This window comes from Streptomyces sp. NBC_00207 (genome assembly GCF_045160965.1).
Lineage (GTDB): Bacteria > Actinomycetota > Actinomycetes > Streptomycetales > Streptomycetaceae > Streptomyces.
Map to the genome: position 1 here is coordinate 3,372,436 of NZ_CP130715.1, position 21,032 is coordinate 3,393,467.

18 protein-coding genes and 1 riboswitch are annotated in these 21,032 nt (G+C 73.2%); of the genes, 12 read left to right on the plus strand and 6 right to left on the minus strand.

What is annotated here, in order from left to right; genetic code table 11:
* Positions 1-74: 74 nt before the first annotated feature.
* Entirely contained in the window at positions 75-1,388 is a 1,314-nt protein-coding gene (locus tag OG472_RS16220; protein WP_401601683.1) for a glycosyltransferase family 4 protein, read from the minus strand.
* Positions 1,389-1,606: 218 nt separating this feature from the next.
* Between OG472_RS16220 and OG472_RS16225 the strand changes: the two genes are divergently transcribed.
* Together OG472_RS16225 and OG472_RS16230 are read left to right on the plus strand one after the other, a co-directional pair.
* Entirely contained in the window at positions 1,607-2,230 is a 624-nt protein-coding gene (locus OG472_RS16225; RefSeq protein ID WP_030722921.1) for a TetR family transcriptional regulator, read from the plus strand.
* Positions 2,231-2,300: 70 nt separating this feature from the next.
* Positions 2,301-2,675, plus strand: a complete 375-nt coding sequence (locus OG472_RS16230) for a VOC family protein (protein ID WP_401601685.1) — start codon at positions 2,301-2,303, stop codon at positions 2,673-2,675.
* Between the two features lie 74 nt (positions 2,676-2,749).
* Here the strand turns inward: OG472_RS16230 and OG472_RS16235 are convergent, their stop codons facing one another.
* From OG472_RS16235 to OG472_RS16245, 3 genes are all read right to left on the minus strand, one after another.
* The gene (locus OG472_RS16235) at positions 2,750-3,607 is read right to left on the minus strand and encodes a hypothetical protein (protein ID WP_405941657.1); all 858 of its coding nucleotides are present in this window, start codon (positions 3,605-3,607) and stop codon (positions 2,750-2,752) included.
* Positions 3,608-3,774: 167 nt separating this feature from the next.
* A complete protein-coding gene (locus OG472_RS16240) occupies positions 3,775-4,008 on the minus strand; it encodes a ferredoxin (RefSeq protein WP_383577913.1) in 234 nt (77 codons plus the stop codon).
* Entirely contained in the window at positions 4,008-5,471 is a 1,464-nt protein-coding gene (locus OG472_RS16245; RefSeq protein WP_401601692.1) for an aldehyde dehydrogenase, read from the minus strand. The genes OG472_RS16240 and OG472_RS16245 overlap by 1 nt, the downstream gene beginning before the upstream one ends.
* Positions 5,472-5,651: 180 nt before the next feature.
* On the opposite strand from OG472_RS16245, the gene OG472_RS16250 reads away from it, so the two are divergent.
* From OG472_RS16250 to OG472_RS16280, 7 genes are all read left to right on the plus strand, one after another.
* Positions 5,652-6,701, plus strand: coding sequence for an MBL fold metallo-hydrolase (locus OG472_RS16250; RefSeq protein ID WP_405829956.1), 1,050 nt, complete (start codon positions 5,652-5,654; stop codon positions 6,699-6,701).
* A gap of 166 nt (positions 6,702-6,867) precedes the next feature.
* A riboswitch (cobalamin riboswitch) is annotated at positions 6,868-6,953 on the plus strand.
* Positions 6,954-7,081: 128 nt separating this feature from the next.
* The gene (locus OG472_RS16255; RefSeq protein WP_405941658.1) at positions 7,082-8,347 is read left to right on the plus strand and encodes a prenyltransferase/squalene oxidase repeat-containing protein; all 1,266 of its coding nucleotides are present in this window, start codon (positions 7,082-7,084) and stop codon (positions 8,345-8,347) included.
* The gene (locus OG472_RS16260) at positions 8,347-9,009 is read left to right on the plus strand and encodes an SCO2322 family protein (protein ID WP_405829958.1); all 663 of its coding nucleotides are present in this window, start codon (positions 8,347-8,349) and stop codon (positions 9,007-9,009) included. The genes OG472_RS16255 and OG472_RS16260 overlap by 1 nt, the downstream gene beginning before the upstream one ends.
* A 368-nt stretch (positions 9,010-9,377) precedes the next feature.
* Positions 9,378-10,538, plus strand: a complete 1,161-nt coding sequence (locus tag OG472_RS16265; protein ID WP_405943185.1) for an energy-coupling factor transporter transmembrane component T — start codon at positions 9,378-9,380, stop codon at positions 10,536-10,538.
* Positions 10,535-12,286 (plus strand): ABC transporter ATP-binding protein, encoded by a 1,752-nt coding sequence (locus tag OG472_RS16270; RefSeq protein WP_405941659.1) that lies wholly within the window; start codon positions 10,535-10,537, stop codon positions 12,284-12,286. The genes OG472_RS16265 and OG472_RS16270 overlap by 4 nt, the downstream gene beginning before the upstream one ends.
* Positions 12,283-13,173: an ECF transporter S component gene (locus tag OG472_RS16275; RefSeq protein ID WP_405941660.1), complete on the plus strand. Its 891-nt coding sequence runs from the start codon at positions 12,283-12,285 to the stop codon at positions 13,171-13,173. The genes OG472_RS16270 and OG472_RS16275 overlap by 4 nt, the downstream gene beginning before the upstream one ends.
* Before the next feature lie 309 nt (positions 13,174-13,482).
* Complete coding sequence (locus OG472_RS16280) at positions 13,483-13,887, plus strand: transglycosylase SLT domain-containing protein (RefSeq protein ID WP_383576833.1); 405 nt, start codon at positions 13,483-13,485, stop codon at positions 13,885-13,887.
* A 150-nt stretch (positions 13,888-14,037) separates the two neighbouring features.
* Here the strand turns inward: OG472_RS16280 and OG472_RS16285 are convergent, their stop codons facing one another.
* Positions 14,038-15,207 (minus strand): steroid 3-ketoacyl-CoA thiolase, encoded by a 1,170-nt coding sequence (locus tag OG472_RS16285; protein WP_401601708.1) that lies wholly within the window; start codon positions 15,205-15,207, stop codon positions 14,038-14,040.
* A gap of 242 nt (positions 15,208-15,449) precedes the next feature.
* Here OG472_RS16285 and OG472_RS16290 point away from each other — a divergent pair, with 242 nt between their 5' ends.
* Entirely contained in the window at positions 15,450-16,694 is a 1,245-nt protein-coding gene (locus OG472_RS16290) for a cytochrome P450 (protein WP_401601710.1), read from the plus strand.
* A 440-nt stretch (positions 16,695-17,134) separates the two neighbouring features.
* A complete protein-coding gene (locus OG472_RS16295; protein WP_401601713.1) occupies positions 17,135-18,502 on the plus strand; it encodes an FAD-binding oxidoreductase in 1,368 nt (455 codons plus the stop codon).
* Between the two features lie 32 nt (positions 18,503-18,534).
* Here the strand turns inward: OG472_RS16295 and OG472_RS16300 are convergent, their stop codons facing one another.
* Positions 18,535-20,547 carry a bifunctional glycosyltransferase 87/phosphatase PAP2 family protein gene (locus OG472_RS16300; protein WP_405941661.1) on the minus strand — a complete coding sequence of 671 codons (2,013 nt, stop codon included), beginning with the start codon at positions 20,545-20,547 and terminating at the stop codon, positions 18,535-18,537.
* A gap of 107 nt (positions 20,548-20,654) precedes the next feature.
* Here OG472_RS16300 and OG472_RS16305 point away from each other — a divergent pair, with 107 nt between their 5' ends.
* The gene (locus OG472_RS16305) at positions 20,655-21,002 is read left to right on the plus strand and encodes an antibiotic biosynthesis monooxygenase family protein (protein ID WP_405941662.1); all 348 of its coding nucleotides are present in this window, start codon (positions 20,655-20,657) and stop codon (positions 21,000-21,002) included.
* Positions 21,003-21,032 lie beyond the last annotated feature (30 nt).

Sequence of the window (21,032 nt, forward strand, 5' to 3'; positions counted from 1 at the left end):
GGGTCCTGCCTTCGCGGTCGCGGGGGTGTGGGGCGGGGGTGTGGATGAGGCGGAGGGTCACCGCGCGCGGCAGGTCACCGCGCGCGGCGGGTACGGGCGGCCTGCTCGATGGCGGCGCGGTAGTGCGCGGCGGTGCCTTCGGCGGCCTTGGCCCAGGTGAAGCGGGTCAGGACCCGTTCGCGCCCGGCGGCGCCGAGGCGGGCCCGCAGCTGCGGGTCGCCCAGCATCCGGCCCAGCGCGGCGGCCAGTGCGCCCGCGTCGCCCGGGGGCACCGCGAGGCAGGTCTCGCCGTCGGGTCCGGCGACCTCGGGGATCGCACCGCCGGTGGTGGCGACGAGCGGGGTGCCGGTGGCCATGGCTTCGGCCGCCGGGAGCGAGAAGCCCTCGTAGAGCGAGGGGACGCAGGCGATCTGGGCGCTGCGGACGAGGTCGACGAGTTCGGCGTCGGTGATGCCCTTGACGAAGCGGACGGCGTCCTGGAGCCCGTACGTCTCGATGGCGCGGGCGACCGGCCCCTGCTCGGCGCGCTTGCCGACGACGACGAGGTGCGCCTCGGGCTGCTCGGTGCGCAGCTTCGCGAGGGCCTCGACGAGGTACACGAGCCCCTTGAGGGGGACGTCGGCACTGGAGGTGGTGACGATGCGGCCGGGAACCTCGGCGACGGAGGCGTCCGGCGACCACAGGTCGGTGTCGGCGCCGATGTGCACGACGTGGATGCGCTCGTCCCGGACGCCCAGGTGCTGGGCGATCTCCTGCTTGGAGGATCCCGAGACGGTGAGGACGGACGGGAGCCTGCGGGCCACGCGGCCCTGCATGCGGGTGAAGGCGTACCAGCGGCGTACGGAGGCCCGCTTCACGCGGCCCTGCGCGGCGTCGAGGTCGAGCTTGCGGTCGACGGTGATGGGGTGGTGGATCGTCGTGACCAGCGGTGCGCCGAGGTCGCCCAGGAGGCCGTACCCGAGGGTCTGGTTGTCGTGGATGACGTCGAAGTCCCCCGCGCGCGCGGCCAGATGGCGGCGGGCGCGCAGCGAGAAGGTCAGCGGCTCGGGGAAGCCGCCGGTCCACATGGTGGCGACCTCGACGGCGTCGATCCAGTCCCGGTACTCCTCGCGCTTGGGCGTGCGGAAGGGGTCGGGGCTGCGGTACAGGTCCAGGCTCGGGAGCTCGGTGAGCGAGGCGCCCGTGTCGAGCACCGGGTAGGGCTGCGCGCCGATCACTTCGACGGAGTGCCCCAGCTGTACGAGCTCGCGCGAGAGGTGGCGGACGTAGACGCCCTGGCCGCCGCAGAACGGGTTCCCCTTATAGGTGAGGAGTGCAATGCGCAGCGGGCGGTCGCCGTCGGTGGCGGAACCCGCGAAAGGGCTCGTCACCATGGCCTCAGCGGTCACTCTCGGCCCCCTTCTCCCTGCAACTTTCGCCGGAGCGTAACCGCTCGGATAATGTAGAACAAGTTTCAGACTTGATCCGTCGAAGAGCATTGAATCTACCGGCCGGAAACTACACCGTAAGAGGCGGAGCAGGTGATTCGCGCCACGACTGCGGCGCCTGCCATGCTGACTGCGGACCAGCCCGGAATCAGCCCGCGCAACGACACGGAACGGGACACATGACAGCGGAAGTGAAGGCCGTCACCACACCGGCGTCGCCTCCCCTGACGGAGCGCCAGGAGGCCCGCCGCCGCCGGATCCTGCACGCCAGCGCACAGCTGGCCAGCCGGGGCGGTTTCGACGCCGTGCAGATGCGCGAGGTCGCGGAGGCGGCCGGCGTGGCGCTGGGCACGCTCTACCGCTACTTCCCGTCCAAGGTGCACCTGCTGGTCGCCACCATGCAGGACCAGCTCCAGCACATGCACACCACGCTGCGCAAGCGCCCGCCGGCCGGGGACGACCCGGCGGCCCGGGTCGCGGAGACCCTGATGCGGGCCTTCCGCGCCCTGCAGCGGGAACCCCAGCTGGCCGACGCGATGGTGCGGGCGCTGACCTTCGCCGACCGCAGCGTGAGCCCCGAGGTGGACACGGTGTCCCGGCTGACCACGGCGATCATCCTGGACGCGATGGGCCTGGAGGGCCCGCCGACCGCGGAGCAGCTCTCGGCGGTCCGGGTCATCGAGCACACCTGGCACTCGGCGCTGATCACGTGGCTTTCGGGCCGCGCCTCGATCGCCCAGGTCAAGATCGACATCGAGACGGTGTGCCGTCTGATCGACCTGACGGCCCCGGAAAAGGCCTGAAGCAGCCGCTGCGGCACGCCCGTGCATTTTCGGTGGACAGCGGCCGGACGCATCATCGATAGTCCGCCGCATGGCTTCTCTTGTGCGACACCTCACCATCGACTGCTCCGACGCTTACCACCTCGGGCAGTTCTGGGCGGCCGTCCTGGACGGCTCGCTCGCCGACGACGATTTCCCCGGGGACCCCGAGGCACTGGTCAGGGCTCCCGGCTCGACCCTGCTCTTCGTGACGGTTCCCGATGCCAAGACCGTGAAGAACCGGATGCACGTGGACCTTCAGCCGCAGGACCGGACGCGCGACGAGGAAGTCGAACGCATCCTCGCCCTGGGCGCCACCGTCGTCGGCGACCACCGGCGGGCCGACGGGGGCGGCTGGGTGACCCTCGCCGACCCCGAGGGGAACGAGTTCTGCGTGGAGCGGAGCGCCGCCGAGATGGCGAAGTGAGCCTGGACGGGCGCCGACCCGACACGGGGCGCGGCGGCACGGGGATCAGGGGCTGATGCCGGATTCCCGCAGCTTCAGGGGCTGATGCCGGATTCCCGCAGGCAGGCGGACATCGTCCGGTTCCGCTCTTCCGGCGTCGCCGTCGCGGGAACCCTGGCGGAGCACTTGGCCTCGATCTCGGCCCGCTTGGCCTCACCCTGCGGGTCGACTCCCTGGGAGGGCTGGTCGACCGGGGGGTTCTGCTCGGCCGGCGGAGTCGTGTCGACCGCGGGAGGGGTCCAGCTGTAGCCGGATTCCCTCATGCAGGCCGACATCGTCCGGTTCCGCTCTTCCGGCGTCGCCGTCGCGGGAACCCTGGCGGAGCACTTCGCCTCGAACTCGGCCCGCTTGGCCTCGTCCGCCGGGTCCGGCGCCTTGGGAGGGGTCCAGGCGTAGCCGGACTCCCTCATGCAGGCCGACATCGTCCGGTTCCGCTCTTCCGGCGTCGCCGTCGCGGGAACCCTGGCGGAGCACTTGGCCTCGGACTCGGCTCGCTTGGCCTCGTCCTGCGGGTCGGGTTGAGCCGGTGGCGGCGGGGGTGGCGGGATGTCGGGGTCCGCCGGGATCGGCCCCCCGATGGGCGGGCATCCGGCGTCCTTGAGCCCGGCGTCGTAGGCGGAGTTGAAGCCGTCCACGTATCCGTGGCGGAAGCGGTTCCAGGGGTCGCCGTAGGACTGGACGGGCTTCGGTCTGCATGCGGCGCCCACGCCCCAACCCTCGTTGGCTCCCTGCCGACAACCGTTCCAGTAGGGGTCGTCCTTGTCGAGGCAGAACGGGCTCCGGACGACCGCCGCCGAAGGCTGGGCGGCCAGTCCCGCGACTGCGAGGACTTGTGACAGGGCAAAGGCCACGAGGAGCGGCCGGGCAACCAGATTCGGACGGCGGCATTTCATGGCCGCGACCTTTCTGATCGATTGCCTTACTGGCGCTCGTTTCCAGTCAACGACGGCCCCCGGGTGATGTCAATCGGGGCCGGAAGCACCGGCTCCGGCACGGGTGCCGCGTCGTCGAAGTGGCGCCCGGCAGCGCCACTTCGACGACGCGGCACCCTCTGCTCCTCCTACTCCTCGGGCGGGAAGACGGGTTCGCCCGTGGCAGCCAGGGTGATCATGATGGCTTCCACCGGGCAGCCCTCCGCCGCCGTGAGGATCGGTTCGTTCGCGTCCGACTGTGCGGTGCGGGGGTGGGACTGGCGCGCCGAGTCCAGGACGAAGCCGTCCGGGGCGTGGTTCACGCACATGCCCGAGCCGATGCAGACCCCCCGGTCCACCTCGACCTGCCAGCGGTCACCCATCAGGCACCCGCCTCATAGCCTGCCGGGAGGTGGATCATCTTGTGCTCCAGGTACTCGCTCAGCCCCTCCGGGCCGAACTCCCGGCCCACGCCGCTGTTCTTGTAGCCGCCGAACGGGCCGAGCATGTCCAGGCTGAACGTGTTGACGTTGAAGGTTCCGGTGCGGATCCGCCGCCCGAAGTCGATGCCGTGCTCGACGTCGCCGGTCCAGACGCTGCCGCTCAGGCCGAAGTCCGAGTCGTTGGCCACCCGTACCGCCTCCTCCTCGTCCCCGTACGGGATCAGGCAGACGACCGGGCCGAAGATCTCCTCGCGCGCGATCCGCATGGAGTTGTCCACGTCGCCGAAGAGGGTGGGCTCCACGTACCAGCCGCGGTCCAGGCCCGCGGGACGGCCGCCGCCCGACAGGACCTTCGCGCCCTCCTCCTGGCCGATCCGGATGTAGTCCAGGGAGCGCTGCTGCTGCCGCTGGGCCACGAGCGGGCCGAGCTGCGTCGCCGGGTCGAGGGGGTCGCCCACGACCAGCGCGCCGGCCGCCGCCGCGAGGGCCTCGGCCACCTCCTCGTACCGGCTGCGCGGGGCGAGGATCCGGGTCTGGGCCACGCACGCCTGGCCGTTGTTCATCCAGGCCGCGGGCACGATCCCGGCGACGGCCGTGTCGAGGTCCGCGTCGGGGAGGATCACCGCGGCGGACTTGCCGCCGAGTTCGAGGGTGACGCGGGTGAGGTTGCGCGCGGCGACCTCCATCACGCGCTTGCCCGCGGCGACCGAGCCGGTGAAGGCGACCTTGTCGATGCCGGGGTGGCCGACCAGGTACTCGCTGACCTCGCGGTCGGCGGGCAGGATCGACAGCACGCCCTCGGGGAGTCCGGCCTCCCGCGCGATGTCGGCCAGGATGTAGGAGTCCAGCGGCGCTTCGGGGGACGGCTTGAGGATCACCGTCGAGCCGGTCAGCAGGGCGGGGGCCAGTTTGGCCGCCGCCACGAACTGCGGGACGTTCCAGGGGATGACGGCGGCGACCACGCCCACCGGCTCCCGGCGCACCAGGATCGGGCCGAGCACGCCCTGGCGGTGCTCCTCGTACGGGTAGGCGCGCGCGACGGTGATCGCGGCGTCGTAGACCATCATCGGGCCCAGCGCCTGGGCGAGGACGCTCCAGGAGTACGGGGACCCGTTCTGGGAGCTGATCGAGCGGGCTATCTCCTCGTGCCGGACGGCGATGGCGTCCTTGATCCGGGTGACGACGGCGATGCGCTCGTCGAGCGTCATCCGCGGCCAGGGCCCCTCGTCGAACGCCTTGCGCGCGGCGGCGACGGCGCGGTCCACGTCCCTCTTCGAGGCGTGCGGGACGGAGCCGATGACCTGCTCGGTGTGGGGGGAGACGATCCGGATCGTGTCGGTGCCCAGCGGATCCGTCCACTCCCCGCCGATGAACAGTTGTCCGTGTTCCACGAGCTCGGTCATGGCTGAGGCCTCCTGCGGCTTGGCGTTCCAGAACTGATACCAGTTCTAGTTCGAGGAGTCCACGGCCAGGACGGAACAGCGGAGAAGATCCAACGACTAGTCAGAAAGGCCCGGAGGTGGTCGACTTGGGCTACTACTGAAACACGTTCTCGTCAGAGGGCGGCAACGGGCGGAGGGCTCATGCCGGAGGACACGTCACAGGTCACCGATCACGGCGGAGGCGTGTGGGCGATCAAGGTGCCCATCCCCGACAACCCCCTCGGGCACACCCTCGTCCACGTCCTCGACACCGACCGCGGCCCGGTCCTCGTCGACACCGGCTGGGACGACCCCGCGTCCTGGGACACCCTCGTCGCCGGCCTCGGCGCGCTCGGCATCGCCGTCGCCGACGTCCACGGCGTGGTCATCACCCACCACCACCCCGACCACCACGGGCTCTCCGGCCAGGTCCGTGAGGCGTCCGGCGCCTGGATCGCCATGCACGCCGCCGACACCGAGGTCGTCGTGCGCACCCGCGCCTCCGAGCCCGGCGTCTGGTTCGACTACATGAGCGCGAAGCTCGCCGCAGCGGGAGCCCCCGAGGAGCACATCGCACCCCTGCGCGCCGCCCGGGCGAGCGGCCGCATGCGGACCCTGCCCGGGCTGCGCGCCGCCGTGCCCGACCGGGAGATCGTCCCCGTCGAACTGCTGCCCCTCGCCGGGCGTCGGCTGCGCGCGATCTGGACCCCCGGCCACACCCCCGGCCACGTCTGCCTGCACCTGGAGGAGGCCCATCCGGCCAACCTGCCCGGCAACGGCCGCCTCTTCTCCGGGGACCACCTGCTGCCCGGGATCTCCCCGCACATCGGCCTGTACGAGGCCCCGGAGGACACCCGCGTCACCGACCCCCTCGGCGACTACCTCGACTCCCTCGAACGCATCGGCCGGCTCGCGCCCGCCGAGGTGCTCCCGGCGCACCAGCACGCCTTCACCGACGCACCCGCCCGCGTACGGGAACTGCTGGACCACCACGAGGAACGGCTGTCCGGGCTGTGGGCGCTGCTGGCCGAACCGCTGACCCCGTGGGGGCTGGCGGAGCGCATGGAGTGGAACCGGCCCTGGGAGCAGATCCCGTACGGCTCCCGCAACATCGCCGTCTCGGAAGCGGAAGCCCACCTGCGGCGCCTGGTCAAGCAGGGCCGCGCGGAGGCCGTCCCGGGCACCGACCCGGTGACCTACCGGGCCGTGTGAGGGCCGCGACGCGGCGGTACGGGACCCGGGCCCGGACCGTCCAAGGGGCCAGGGCCGGCCGGTAAGGGGCCGGTGCCCGGCCGGTAAGGGGCGGGAGCCCCCGGCGCCCCGGAGTCGGCAGGCTACGGGCCGGTAGAGTGAAGCCGTCGTCCACACTTCCGTACGGGGGGAAGCCGGTGCGAATCCGGCGCTGACCCGCAACCGTGACCCGCCCCGGCCTCGACACCGACCGGGCGGGGAGCCGGAATGCCCCGTACGGGAAGTGCGCGGCTCGCGCCGCCGGATCCGCCGGCGGCCGGCACCGTCGAGGTAAACGGAGCCGGAGCCCGGTGCCAGTGCGTGCCCGCCTCCGGTTCCCCAGCAGGAGAGGCACCCTCCCCATGAACGTCCGTCGCAGCGCAGCCGCGCTCGCCGCCTCCGCCGTGCTCTGCGTGGGTGTCGCCCCCGCAGCCCTCGCCGACACCGCGCCGCCCGCCTCCCCCTCCGCACCCCCGGTCATCCCCTCCGGGCTCTACGGCAAGGAGGACCCCATGTACGACGGCGTGTGGCGGCAGTCCTTCGCGCTGCTCGCCCAGGACACCGTGGGCGTCAAGCCCGCCGCGCAGGCCGTGGACTGGCTGGTCGGCCAGCAGTGCGCGAACGGCTCCTTCCCCGCCTTCCGCGCGGACACCACCAAGGACTGCGACGCGACGGCGTACATCGACTCCAACGCGACGGCCGCCGCCGTGCAGGCGCTGACCGCGCTCGGCGGCCACGGTGAGAGCGTCAAGAAGGCAGTCGCCTGGCTGAAGTCCGTGCAGAACGAGGACGGCGGCTGGGGCTCCAACCCCGGCGGCGCCATGGACACCGGCACCGACGCCAACTCGACCGCCCTCGTGATCAGCGCCCTGACCGCGGCCGGCGAGAAGCCGGCCGAGACCAAGTCGAAGGCGGGCAAGACCCCCTACGAGGCGCTGCTCTCCTTCCAGCTGGGCTGCGCCGCCGAGCCGGCCGCCGACCGGGGCGCCTTCGCGTTCCAGCCGGTCGGCGGCAAGCTGCTCGCGAACGGCGACGCCACGGCCGCGGCCGCGCTCGCCGGCCTCGGCAAGGGCTCGGCCGTCGTCCCCTCCGGTACGGACACCCCCGCCACCGCGCTGACCTGCCCGGCGGCGGGCACCGCGGACCCGGCGGCAGCGGCCCAGGGCGCGGCGGGCTACCTGGCCGAGGCCCTCAAGAAGGACGGCCACCTGACGGCCGTGACCCCGGGCTCCGACCAGCCGACCCCGGACACCGGCAACACCGTCGACGCGGTGATCGCCCTGGCCGCGGCCGGGCACAAGCAGTCGGCGGCGGGCGCGCTGGAGTGGCTGAAGGCCAACTCCGCCGAGTGGTCCAAGGGCAAGCCGGCCGCCCTCGGCACCCTGATCCTCGCCGCGCACGCCACGGGCACCGACCCGAAGTCCTTCGGCGGCACCGACCTCGTCGCCGCACTGAACGCGACCGGCCCGGCCCCGCAGGGCGCGGACACGGACGCGACGGCCGTGGACAACGGGAAGGACGAGTCGTCCGGCGGCCAGAACCTCTGGTGGATCATCGGCGCGGGCGGCGCGGCCGGCGTCGGCATCGGCATCCTGCTGAGCGGCCGCCGGAAGAAGAACCAGCTCTGATGCGCCGCCGCCCCGCCGTGGCCCTGGTCCTCGCCCTCGGGATCGTCCTGGCCGCACTGGCCGCCGCCCCCGCGATGGCGGCGGGCTACCGCTACTGGTCGTTCTGGGACGGCTCGGGCGGCGGCCAGTGGTCGTACGCCACGCAGGGCCCCTCGATGGCCCGCCCGGCGGACGGCTCCGTCCAGGGTTTCCGCTTCTCGGTGAGCAAGGACGCGGCGGCCGAGGCGGCCCGGCCGCGCGCCGCGGCCGACTTCGAGGCCGTCTGCGGGGCCACCGCACCGGCGGAGGGCCGCAAGCGGGTCGCGCTCGTCATCGACTTCGGGGTCCCGGCGGACGCCCCGGCGGGCGAGGCCCCGCCGCAGGACGCCCCGCGCACGGCCTGCGCGCAGGTGCCCCCGGACGCCACGGCGGCCGAGGCGCTGGCCTCGGTCGCGAAGCCGCTGCGCTACAACAGCGCGGCGCTGCTGTGCGCGATCTCGGGCTACCCGAAGCAGGGCTGCGGCGAACCCATGGCGGACACCCCGGCGGCAAGCGCGTCGGCCGCGCCCGCCGCCCCGGCCCCGGACGGCGGCGGCCCGTCGGCCGGCCTCCTGGCGGGCATCGCCGCCGTGGCCGCGCTGGCCGCAGCCGGCATCTGGCAGTCCCGCCGCCGTACCCGATGACGAACCCGACGCCACCCGGCCCGGACCAGGCGGGGCTGCCCGAGGCCGGCGAGCCGCACCGGGCCGACCCGACCCAGCCGACCGGGCCGCGCACGGACCCGGCGGGCACGGCGGAGCCGGGCACGGCCACAGCAGGGTCGGCGGGCGCAGTCGCGTCCGCTGCCCTGTGGCTTCCCGCCCCGTCTCCGGGCTCCGGCCCGGCACCGGGCGGCGGCGCGGCACCGGGCGGCGGCGCGGTGGCCGCCGATGGCGCTCGGGCACCCGCCGGGGCCGCCCGCGGCCGGAGTGCGGGCCGCACCGGTGGTGCGGGCGGGTACGCGGGCCGGCCGGGGGCCGGGCGCACCCCCACCGGAGCCGCACGCGACGACGTGGCCCCGGCCCGCCGGAGCCTCCCCGCGGCGCAGGACCCGCCGCACCGGTCGACGTACGAGAAATGGCGGGCCCCGCTCGCCGGCCGGGCCACCGCCCTGCACGCCGGGGCCTGGTGGCTCTGGGCCCTCGGACTCGCCACCGCCGCCTCCCGCACCACCAACCCCCTGCTCCTCGGGCTGATCGTCGGCGTCGCCGGGTACGTGGTGGCGGCCCGCCGCACGGACGCGCCCTGGGCGCGTTCCTACGGGGCCTTCCTCAAGCTCGGCCTCTTCGTCATCGGCCTGCGCCTGGTCTTCTCCATGCTCCTCGGCTCCCCCGTCCCCGGTGCGCACACCCTCTTCACGCTCCCGGAGATCCCGCTGCCCGCCTGGGCGCAGGGCATCCGGTTCGGCGGGAAGGTCACCGCCGAGCAGCTGGTCTTCGCCTTCTACGACGGCGCGAAGCTGGCCGCCCTCCTCGTCTGCGTGGGCGCCGCGAACGCCCTCGCGAACCCGGCGCGGCTGCTGAAGTCCCTGCCGGCCGCCCTGTACGAGGCCGGGGTCGCCGTCGTCGTCGCCATGACCTTCGCGCCGAACATGGTCGCCGACGTCGTCCGGCTGCGGACCGCCCGCCGGCTGCGCGGCCGCCCCACCGGCGGGGTGAAGGCCGTCCTCCAGATCGGCCTGCCGGTCCTGGAGGGCGCCCTGGAGCGTTCCGTCGCCATCGCCGCGTCGATGGACGCGCGCGGCTACGGCCGCACGGCGAAGGTCCCGCCGGCCGTCCGGCACACCACCAACGTCCTCACCCTCGGCGGCCTCCTCGGCATGTGCGCGGGCACGTACGGGCTGCTGGCCGCGCAGGGCGCCGCGTACGGGCTCCCCGTGCTCGGCATCGGCGCCGTCCTGGCCCTCGCGGGCCTGCGCCTCGGCGGGCGCCGGTCGGTGCGGACCCGCTACCGGCCCGACCGCTGGGGTCCGCGCGCCTGGCTGGTGGCCGGGTCGGGCGCGGCCGTCGCCGTGCTCCTCATCCGCGCGGGCACCGTCGACCCCGCCGCGCTGCACCCGGGCGTGGTCCCGCTGGTGGCGCCCACGCTGCCGCTGTGGCCGGCGGCGGCGATCCTGATCGGCCTGCTGCCCGCGTTCGTGGCACCCGTACCGCCCAAGGAGGCGTCGCTGTGATCCGCTTCGAGCAGGTGTCGGTCACCTACGACGGCGCTGCCGGGCCCTCCCTCCAGGGCGTCGACCTGGTGATCCCGGAAGGCGAGCTGACCCTCCTGGTCGGCCCCTCGGGGGTCGGCAAGTCCACTCTGCTCGGGGCCGTGTCCGGGCTGGTCCCCCATTTCACCGGGGGCACGCTGCGGGGCCGGGTCACCGTCGCGGGCCGTGACACGCGCACGCACAAGCCGCGCGAGCTCGCGGACGTGGTGGGCACGGTCGGCCAGGATCCGCTCGCGCACTTCGTGACGGACGTAGTGGAGGACGAGCTCGCGTACGGCATGGAGTCCCTGGGCCTGCCACCTGCGGTGATGCGCCGCCGGGTGGAGGAGACCCTGGACCTCCTCGGCCTGAACGAACTCCGCGACCGGCCCATCGCCACGCTCTCCGGCGGCCAGCAGCAGCGGGTCGCGATCGGCTCGGTCCTCACCCCGCACCCTCAGGTCCTGGTGCTGGACGAGCCGACGTCCGCGCTGGACCCGGCGGCGGCGGAGGAGGTTCTGGCGGTCCTCCAGCGCCTGGTCCACGACCTCGGCACGACCGTCCTGATGGCGGAGCACCGGCTGGAGCGGGTGGTCCAGTACGCCGACCAGGTGCTGCTCCTGCCGTCCCCCGGGGCGGCGCCCGTCCTGGGGCCCCCGGCGGAGATCATGGCCGTCTCCCCGGTCCACCCCCCGGTGGTCTCCCTGGGCCGCCTCGCGGGCTGGTCCCCGCTCCCCCTCTCGGTCCGCGACGCCCGCCGCCGCTCCACTCCCCTCCTGGCCCGCCTGTCCGACTCCGTCGCAGCCCTCCCCAATCCCACCGTCTCCCAGGGCTCCGATCTTTCAGCCCCGCCGGCGTTTGAGGCGCGGGGTCTGGGGCGGAGCCCCGGCAGCGGCGGCGCGGCCGGGCTCATCGCGCGGCTGCTGCGCCGCGGCACACCGGCCCCGGCGGACGCCCCGGCAGGGGCCCCGGCCCACACCCGCGGCCTAGGCGTCCGCCGCAACCGCACGGACGTGCTCCGCAACATCGACCTGTCGGTGCGACCGGGCGAGACCATCGCCCTCATGGGCCGCAACGGCGCCGGCAAGTCCACCCTCCTCGCCACCCTCGTCGGCACGCTCGCCCCCACCACCGGCGAGGTGACCGTCGGCGGCCGCACCCCCCACCGCACGCCGCCGCCCGAAATGGTGCGCCGCGTCGGCCTCGTCCCGCAGGAGCCCCGCGACCTGCTCTACGCCGACACCGTCGCCGCCGAGTGCGCCGCCGCCGACTCCGACGCCGGCGCGGCCCCCGGCACGTGCCGGGATCTGGTGTCGGCGCTGCTTCCGGACGTCCCCGACGACATCCACCCCCGGGATCTCTCGGAGGGCCAGCGCCTGGCCCTGGCCCTGGCGCTGGTCCTCACGGGCCGCCCGGCCCTGCTGCTCCTCGACGAGCCCACCCGCGGCCTGGACTACGCCGCCAAGGTCCGCCTGATCGAGATCCTCCGCGGCCTGGCCGCCGACGGCCACGCCATCGTCCTGGCCACCCACGACGTTGAGCTCGCCGCCGAGCTGGCGCACCGCGTGGTGATCCTGGCCGGCGGGGAGGTCGTCGCGGACGGTCCGACTGCCGAGGTCGTCGTCTCCTCGCCCGCCTTCGCGCCGCAGGTGGCGAAGATCCTGGCCCCGGGCCACTGGCTCACGGTGGCCCAGGTCGCCGCGGCCCTCGATGCGGCGGAGGCCCGGTGACCCGCCCAGTCCGTTCCACTCACCCGGCCCGTTCCGCCCGTCCCGTCCGGATCGGCCCCCGGGCCGCCGCCGCCCTGGTCCTCGTCACCCTCATCGGCATCGCGGCCTTCGGCTGGCCGCTCCTCGCCGACCGGCAGTCGGGTCTCGCCCACTCCCAGGACGCCCCCTGGCTCTTCGCCGCGCTCCTGCCCCTCCTGGTGGCCGTGGTCGTGGCGACGATCGCCGACAACGGCATGGACGCCAAGGCGGTGGCGATGCTCGGTGTGCTCGCCGCGGTCGGGGCGGCGCTGAGACCGCTGGGCGCGGGCACGGCCGGGCTGGAGCCCATGTTCTTCCTGATGGTGCTCAGCGGCCGCGTTCTCGGTCCCGGCTTCGGTTTCGTCCTGGGCTCGGTGACGATGTTCGCCTCCGCCCTGCTGACGGGCGGGGTCGGGCCGTGGATGCCGTTCCAGATGCTGGCCATGGGCTGGTTCTCGCTGGGGGCCGGGCTGCTGCCTGGTCCGGAGCGGCTGCGCGGCCGGGCGGAGCTGCTGATGCTGGCGGCGTACGGCTTCCTGGGCTCGTTCGCGTACGGCACGGTCATGAATCTGCAGGGGTGGGTGATCCTGCAGGGCATGGGGCAGGGCATCTCCTTCCATCCGGGGGAGCCGGTCGCCGCGAACCTGGCGCGCTTCGTCGCGTACTGCCTGGCGACCTCGGTGGGCTGGGACCTGGGCCGGGCGGCGCTGACCGTCGTACTGACGCTCACGCTGGGGGCCACGCTGCTGAAGGCGCTGCGGCGGGCGACGCGCAAAGCCGCCTTCGACGCGCCCGTCTCCTTCGCTCCAGGGACCGGAGCGGAGCCTGAACCCGCCCTCGAAAAGGGTACGAACGGCAGCGGAGGGTGACATTCGGGCCCTCCCCCGGTGACCCGCCCCATAGGGCCCAGGTCACATACGAGGGCGGCTAGTAGACCCCCTGCCCGGTCCACCGCCGGGGTGCGGCGCCCGCGGCCGGCCCCTTGCTGCGAGGAGCGCTAGTAGGAACGACCTTTGCCAGGCCGTCGGGGCGTCTGTAGAACTGGATGAGTCGCAAGGCGGCAGAGGTACTCAGGTACTTCACCCGCCGCCGACGAACCCCTCTCCTTTGCGTGAGTGGCTCACGCGTGTCTTCGGCATGCGTGCGACCGCCCTTGTCCCCGTCGGAAGGTTTCCTCCGTGTCCAACACCGTCATCCGCCGCATCGCCGCTTCCAAGAAGGCCCTCGCGGGTTCCGTCCTCGCCCTGGGCGTCGCCGGTTCCATGCTTGCCGCGGTTCCCGCGCAGGCTGCCCCGACGAGCGCCAAGGCGATCGCCCAGCAGATGATCAAGGACCCGGCCCAGTTCGCCGCCTTCGACAAGATCATTTCGCATGAGAGTGGCTGGGACTACACCGCGACCAACGCCTCCTCCGGCGCCTACGGCCTGGCCCAGGCCCTGCCGGCGTCGAAGATGGCCTCCGCGGGCGCGGACTGGAAGACCAACCCGGCCACCCAGATCAAGTGGGGCCTGGACTACATGAACGAGCGCTACGGCAGCCCCGTCGGCGCCTGGAACTTCTGGTCCGCCAACCACTGGTACTAAGCCGCCGGTACACAGCAGTGACAGCAGCAGTGACAGTGGCACCAGCAGTCACAGACATACGAAGGCCCCGGTGGCCGGCCTCCCCAGGTCCGGCCGCCGGGGCCTTCTGCATCCCATCCCACGGGGTTCAGAGGCGCCTGCGCGGAAGGCTCACAGGCGCTGGATGATCGTCCCGGTCGCCAGCGCGCCCCCCGCGCACATGGTGATCAGCGCGAACTCCTTGTCGCGGCGCTCCAGCTCGTGCAGCGCCGTGGTGATCAGCCGGGCGCCGGTGGCGCCGACGGGGTGGCCGAGGGCGATGGCCCCGCCGTTGACGTTGACCTTCTCCAGGTTCTGGTCGAAGACCTGGGCCCAGCTGAGGACGACGGAGGCGAAGGCCTCGTTGATCTCGACGAGGTCGATGTCCTTGAGGGACATCCCGGCCTTGCCGAGCACGGCCCGGGTCGCGTCGATCGGCCCGTCCAGGTGGTAGTGGGGGTCGGCGCCGACGAGCGTCTGGGCGACGATCCGGGCGCGCGGCTTGAGCTTGAGCGCGCGGGCCATCTTGCGGGAGGCCCACATCACGGCGGCGGCCCCGTCGGATATCTGCGAGGAGTTCCCGGCGGTGTGCACGGCGGTGGGCATGACCGGCTTGAGCCGGGCCAGCGCCTCCATGCTGGTGTCCCGCAGGCCCTCGTCCCGGTCGACCAGGCGCCACATGCCCTGCCCGGCGGCCTGTTCCTCCTCGGTCGTCGGCACCTGCACGGCGAAGGTCTCGCGCTTGAACCGCTCCTCGGCCCAGGCGATGCCGGCCCGCTCCTGGGAGAGCACGCCGAGACGGTCGACGTCCTCGCGGCCGAGGCCCCGGTGGCGGGCGATCCGCTCGGCGGCCTCGAACTGGTTCGGGAGGTCGACGTTCCACTCGTCCGGGAAGGGCTTGCCCGGGCCGTGCTTGGAGCCCGAGCCCAGCGGCACCCGGCTCATGGCCTCGACTCCGCAGGCGATGCCGATGTCCATGACACCGCCGGAGATCATGTTGGCGACCATGTGGTTGGCCTGCTGCGAGCTGCCGCACTGACAGTCGACCGTCGTCGCGGCGGTCTCGTACGGCAGTCCCATGGCGAGCCAGGCGTTGCGGGCGGGGTTCATCGACTGCTCGCCGGCGTGGGTGACGGTGCCGCCGACGATCTGCTCGACGCAGTCGGGCTGGATTCCGGTACGGGCCAGCAGCTCGCGGTAGGTCTCGCCCAGCAGGTAGGCGGGATGGAGGTTGGCGAGCGCGCCCCCGCGCTTGCCGATGGGGGTGCGTACGGCTTCGACGATGACGGGTTCCGCGGCCATGAGCTCGTCCTCTCCTGCACAGCGCCAGCGCGGCGGGCCGTCCCGGCGCCCCGCCCGAACTAGTACGCGTTCTAGTTCTCCCCGCAGTCTTATGACCTGGGGCCCCACCACGCAAGGGTCTTGCACGCGCCCTGCACGGATTCCACACGCAACAGTTGGCGCCGCGACCCTTGTCACTTCTAGAACTCGTTACTACCTTCAAGCCAACTTCTGATGGGCCGTCAGACTTTGGAGTTGCCCCGATGACCTGTCCCGCGCTGCCCGAAGGCTTCGACGCCACCGACCCCGACCTGCTCCAAAGCCGGGTCCCCCTGCCGGAGTTCGCGCAGCTGCGGCAGACCTCACCCGTGTGGTGGTGCCCGCAGCGGCGGGGCGTCACCGGCTTCGACGACGAGGGCTACTGGGTCGTGACCCGGCACGCGGACGTCAAGTACGTCTCCACGCACCCGGAGCTCTTCTCTTCCACCACCAACACGGCGATCATCCGGTTCAACGAGCACATCCAGCGCGATGCGATAGATGCCCAGCGACTGATCATGCTGAACATGGATCCGCCGGAACACACCCGCGTACGCCAGATCGTGCAGCGCGGCTTCACCCCGCGGGCCATCCGCGGGCTGGAGGACGCGCTGCGGGACCGCGCCCGGAAGATCGTCGAGGAGGCCCTGGCCGTTTCCGCCGACGGCAGCTTCGACTTCGTCACGCAGGTGGCGTGCGAGCTCCCGCTGCAGGCCATCGCCGAACTGATCGGCGTACCGCAGAAGGACCGCGCCAAGATCTTCGACTGGTCGAACAAGATGATCGCCTACGACGACCCGGAGTACGCGATCACCGAGGAGGTCGGCGCGAACGCGGCCATGGAGCTCATCGGCTACGCGATGAACCTCTCCGCCCAGCGCAAGGAGTGCCCGGCCAAGGACATCGTCACCCAGCTCGTCGCGGCGGAGGGCCAGGGCAACCTCGGCTCGGACGAGTTCGGCTTCTTCGTCCTCCTCCTCGCGGTCGCGGGCAACGAGACCACCCGCAACGCCATCAGCCACGGCATGCACGCCTTCCTGACCCACCCCGACCAGTGGGAGCTCTACAAGGCGACCCGGCCGTCCACCGCCGCGGAGGAGATCGTGCGCTGGGCCACCCCGGTGGTGTCCTTCCAGCGCACCGCCACCCAGGACACCGAACTCGGCGGCCAGAAGATCAAGGCGGGCGACCGGGTGGGGATGTTCTACTCCTCCGCCAACCACGACCCCGAGGTCTTCGAGAACCCGGACGCCTTCGACATCACCCGCGACCCGAACCCCCACCTGGGCTTCGGCGGCGGCGGCCCGCACTTCTGCCTCGGCAAGTCCCTCGCGGTGATGGAGATCGACCTGATCTTCAACGCACTGGCCGACGCCCTGCCGGACCTCCGCCTGACGGGCGAGGACCCGCGCCGCCTGCGCGCGGCCTGGCTCAACGGCATCAAGGAACTCCGGGTCACCCACGGCTGACCCGGCCCCAGGACGGCAGGGGCCCCCTCCACCCACGCCCCGGCCCCTGCCGCCCCCTGGCCCACCTCCCCTTCCCCTCCTCACCGACCAATCCAGCCCCAGCACCGACTCCAGCCTCGCCGGCCAATCCAGCCCCGCCGGCGTTTGAGGCGCGGGGGCTCGGGGGCAGCGCCCCCAATCCAGCCTCGCCGGCGTTTGAGGCGCGGGGTCCGGGGCGGAGCCCCGATCTTTGAGCCCGGCCGAGGCACAGGCGGCACGGACCCACGCCCATCCGAGTGGCGGCCAGGCCCGAACCGGGCGATCCTGACAGACAGCGGCGATCCAGCCGAAGGGGCGCCGGGGCCACACGTGCCCCGGCGCCCCTTCGGCCCGAACACCCCCGCCGAGCCCCAGTGGCCAACGCCCAGGCGGGGTCGGTCCCCCAGTGCCAGACTGAGGACATGGCCCTGCTCAGCCAGTCCTTCCGGGGGCGGCTCGTGCGCCCCGGAGACCCCTCGTACGACGAGGCCCGGCGGGTGTGGAACGGCTCCGTCGACCGCTCCCCCGCCCTCATCGCCCAGTGCACGGGCGCCGCCGACGTCATCGACGCGGTGCGCTTCGCGGCCGGCTCCGGCCTCCCGCTCGCCGTCCGCTCCGGCGGCCACAGCTTCCCCGGGCAGTCGGTGTGCGACGACGGCATCGTCATCGACCTCTCGCCGATGCGCGGGATCCGGGTGGACCCGCAGGCCCGTACGGTCCGTGCGCAGGCGGGGGTGCTGCTGGGCGAGCTGGACCGGGAGACGCAGGCGTTCGGGCTGGCCGTCCCGGCCGGGATCGTCACGCACACCGGCCTGGCGGGGCTCACCCTCGGCGGCGGCATCGGCTGGCTGATGCGCAAGTACGGGCTGACCATCGACCAGCTGCTCTCCGTGGACCTGGTGACCGCCGACGGAACGTTCCTGAAGGCGAGCGCGGACGAGAACCCGGATCTCTTCTGGGGCGTGCGCGGCGGCGGCGGGAACTTCGGCATCGTCACGGAGTTCGAGTTCCGCCTCAATCCGCTGGGGCCGGTGGTGCTGGCCGGGCCCGTCGTGTGGCCGATGGCCGAGTCGGCGCGGCTGATGCGCTTCTACCGCGAGTGGATCACCGACGTGCCGGACGAGCTGACCACGGCGATCGTCCACCGCAAGGCGCCCGCCGTCGACTACGTGCCGGCCGAGCTGCAGGGGCAGCCGGTGGTGATGGTGGTCTGCTGCTACGCGGGGCCCGTCGAGGAGGGGCAGGAGGTACTGCGGCCGCTGCGCGAGTCCGGGTCGCCGCCCGTGCTGGACCTGTGCGCGCCCAAGCCGTTCACCGAGCACCAGGCGATGTTCGACCCGTCCTTCCCGCACGGCCGCTGGTACTACTTCAAGTCCTGCGACGTCGACCGGCTCACCGACGAGGTCATCGACCGTACGGCCGAGCACGCGGCCCGGATCGTCTCGCCGCTCACCGCCTTCCCGATCTTCCAGCTCGGCGGGGCCATCGCCCGCGTCGGGGAGGACGAGACGGCCTTCGGTGGGCGCGGCGCCGGGCACACCTTCAACATCAACGGGACGACGGAGGGCGCCGAAGGCTTCGAGGCCGAGCGGACGTGGGCGCGCGGCCTGTGGTCGGCGCTCGCCCCCCACCAGACCGGGGTCTACCCGAACTTCCTGATGGAGGAGGGCGAGGAGCGCGTGGAGCAGGCGTACGGGGCGGAGAAGTACCGGCGCCTGCGCGAACTGAAGCGACGCTACGACCCCGGCAACCTCTTCCGCCTCAACCAGAACATCCCGCCGGCACCCTGAGGGTGCCGACGGGATCTGCCTGCAAGGACCGCCTAGGAACTGCGCGCCCCAGCCCGTACCGGCTGCTCCTCGTCGCTCCGGCGCTGCCCCGGAAGGCTCACCTGCAGCCGCCGCGGCCCGGACAGCACGTACACGAGCCCGAAGCCGGCGGTCACGACGACCGCGCCGCCGGCCGCGTCGAGCACCCAGTGGTTGGCGGTGGCGACGATCGCGCACACGGTGATCAGCGGGTGCAGCGCCCCGAGCAGCTTCTGCCAGCCCTTCGGCGCCAGCACGACGATCACGATCCCGCACCACAGCGACCAGCCGAAGTGCAGCGAGGGCATCGCCGCGTACTGGTTGGAGATCGCGGTCATGGCCCCGTACGAGGGGTTGGCCAGGTCCTGCGGCCCGTGCACGGTGTCGATGAAGTCGAGGCCGGGCATCAGGCGCGGCGGGGCGAGCGGGTACAGCCAGAAGCCGACGAGCGCGAGGACGGTGGCCAGGCCCAGGGAGGCGCGGGCCCAGCGGTAGTCGCCGGGGCGCCGCCAGTACAGCACGCCCAGGATCGTCAGCGGGACCACGAAGTGGAAGGACGTGTAGTAGAAGTTGAAGAACGCCTCCAGCCAGGGCGTGTTCACGACCGCGTGGTTCACGGCGTGCTCGATGTCGATGCCCAGGGCCTTCTCGATGCCGTGGATCTGGCTGCCGTTGCCCTCGGCGAGGGTGCGGCTGGTGGGCGCGGCGGCCCGGATGTGCGAGTAGAGCGAGTATCCGACCCGTATCAGCAGCAGTTCCAGCAGCAGGTTCGGGCGGGACAGCACGCGCCGCCAGAACGGCAGCAGCGGCACCCGCTGCCAGCGGGCGGCGGCGGGCCGTCCGTAGGCGGTCGGTACGGGCTCGCGCCAGTACGGCGACGAGCGCGGCAGGAACGGCACCGCGCAGGCCGCGGCCAGCGCGGCGAGCAGCAGTACGTTGTCGCGTACGGGGGCCAGCGCGGCCAGGTTCGGCAGCAGCACGGAGCTCGGCAGGGTCAGCGCGAGGACCACGGCCACCGGCCACACGCGCCGGTCGGCGGCGTGCTTGCCCACCTTGCCTGCGACGGCGAGCAGCACCCACAGCAGCTGGTGGCGCCAGCCGGCCGGGGCCACGGCGACGGCCACGCAGCCGGTGACGGCGACGGCGAGCAGCACCTGGCCGTCGCGGGCGTAGCGGACCGCGCGGCGCAGGCCGAACCAGACGACGGCGCCCGCGAGGGCGGCGTAGAGCAGGATCTCGGCGGGGCCGCTGAGGCCCAGGCGCAGCAGCGCGCCGTGCAGGGACTGGTTGGAGAGGCTGTCGGGGGCCCCGCCGAGTCCGGTGCCGGCCAGGTGCTGGGCCCAGTACGTCCACGAGTCGCGCGGCATGGCCGCCCAGGACAGCGCGGTGGCTCCGGCGAAGGTCACGGCGGCGGTCCGTGCGGCGGGGCGGCGCCCGGTCAGCCACAGCAGCGGGGCGAACAGCAGCAGGGCCGGCTGGAGCGCGGCCGCGAGGCCGACGAGGAAGCCCGCGGGCCGGTCGCCGGGCACGCGGAAGACGGCCAGCAGCACCAGCAGCACGGGCAGGACGGCGGTCTGGCCCGGTGAGGCGGCCTCGCGGACGGGCAGCGAGACCATCATCAGGGCCGTCAGCACGGGCGCGGCGAGCAGCGCGGTGCGCCGCGGTACGGGATCGGGCAGGCCGCGCGCGGCGACGAGCCCGATGGCGGCGACGAACAGCAGCGTCACGCAGGTCCAGGCCACCTCCAGGGACGGGGCGGCGAGGCCGACGAGCGGCTTCAGGACCAGCCCTGCGAAGGGGGTGCCGGCGAACTGGCCGGAGTCGTAGAGCGAGCCGGGGAGGGCGGCGGGAAGGTGCAGGCCGCTCAGCCACTCGCCGGGTGGCACCCGCAGTACCGCGGCCGCCTGTCTGACGGCGAGGGCGCCCGCGAGCGCCCACAGCAGGAGGCGTGCCGCCCCGAGCCTGCCGTTATCGCCTATGACCCCGGCATGTCCGTTCGCACCGCTGTGCTCTGCCGCGTTAGCCACGCCTCGCCGGCCTCCCGCCCTGTTGACCGCAACCCTGACTTCGCCTGGCTGCCGCGCTCCATTACCCGCACGACGATATCTCCCGCGGGATCCCTAGGATGGCTCCCATGAGCATCGTGAAGATCAACGCACTGACGGTCCCCGCCGAACAGCGGGAAGTTCTGGAGCGGCGCTTCGCCTCTCGGGCCGGGGCGGTGGAGGGTTCGGACGGGTTCGAATGGTTCGAGCTGCTGCGTCCGGTGGAGGGCACCGACCAGTACCTCGTCTACACGCGCTGGCGTTCGGAGGAGGACTTCCAGGCGTGGATGGAGGGGCCGATGAAGGCCGCTCACCAGGGCGGCGGCGCGGGCGGTGCGGGCGGCGAGGGCGGCGGCGAGCGGCCGAAGCCGGCGGCTTCGGCGTCGACGGTGTGGTCGTTCGAGGTCGTGCAGCAGGCCGCGCCGAAGAAGGCCTGACGCGGCTGGGGCGCGGGGCCCCGGCCCCGC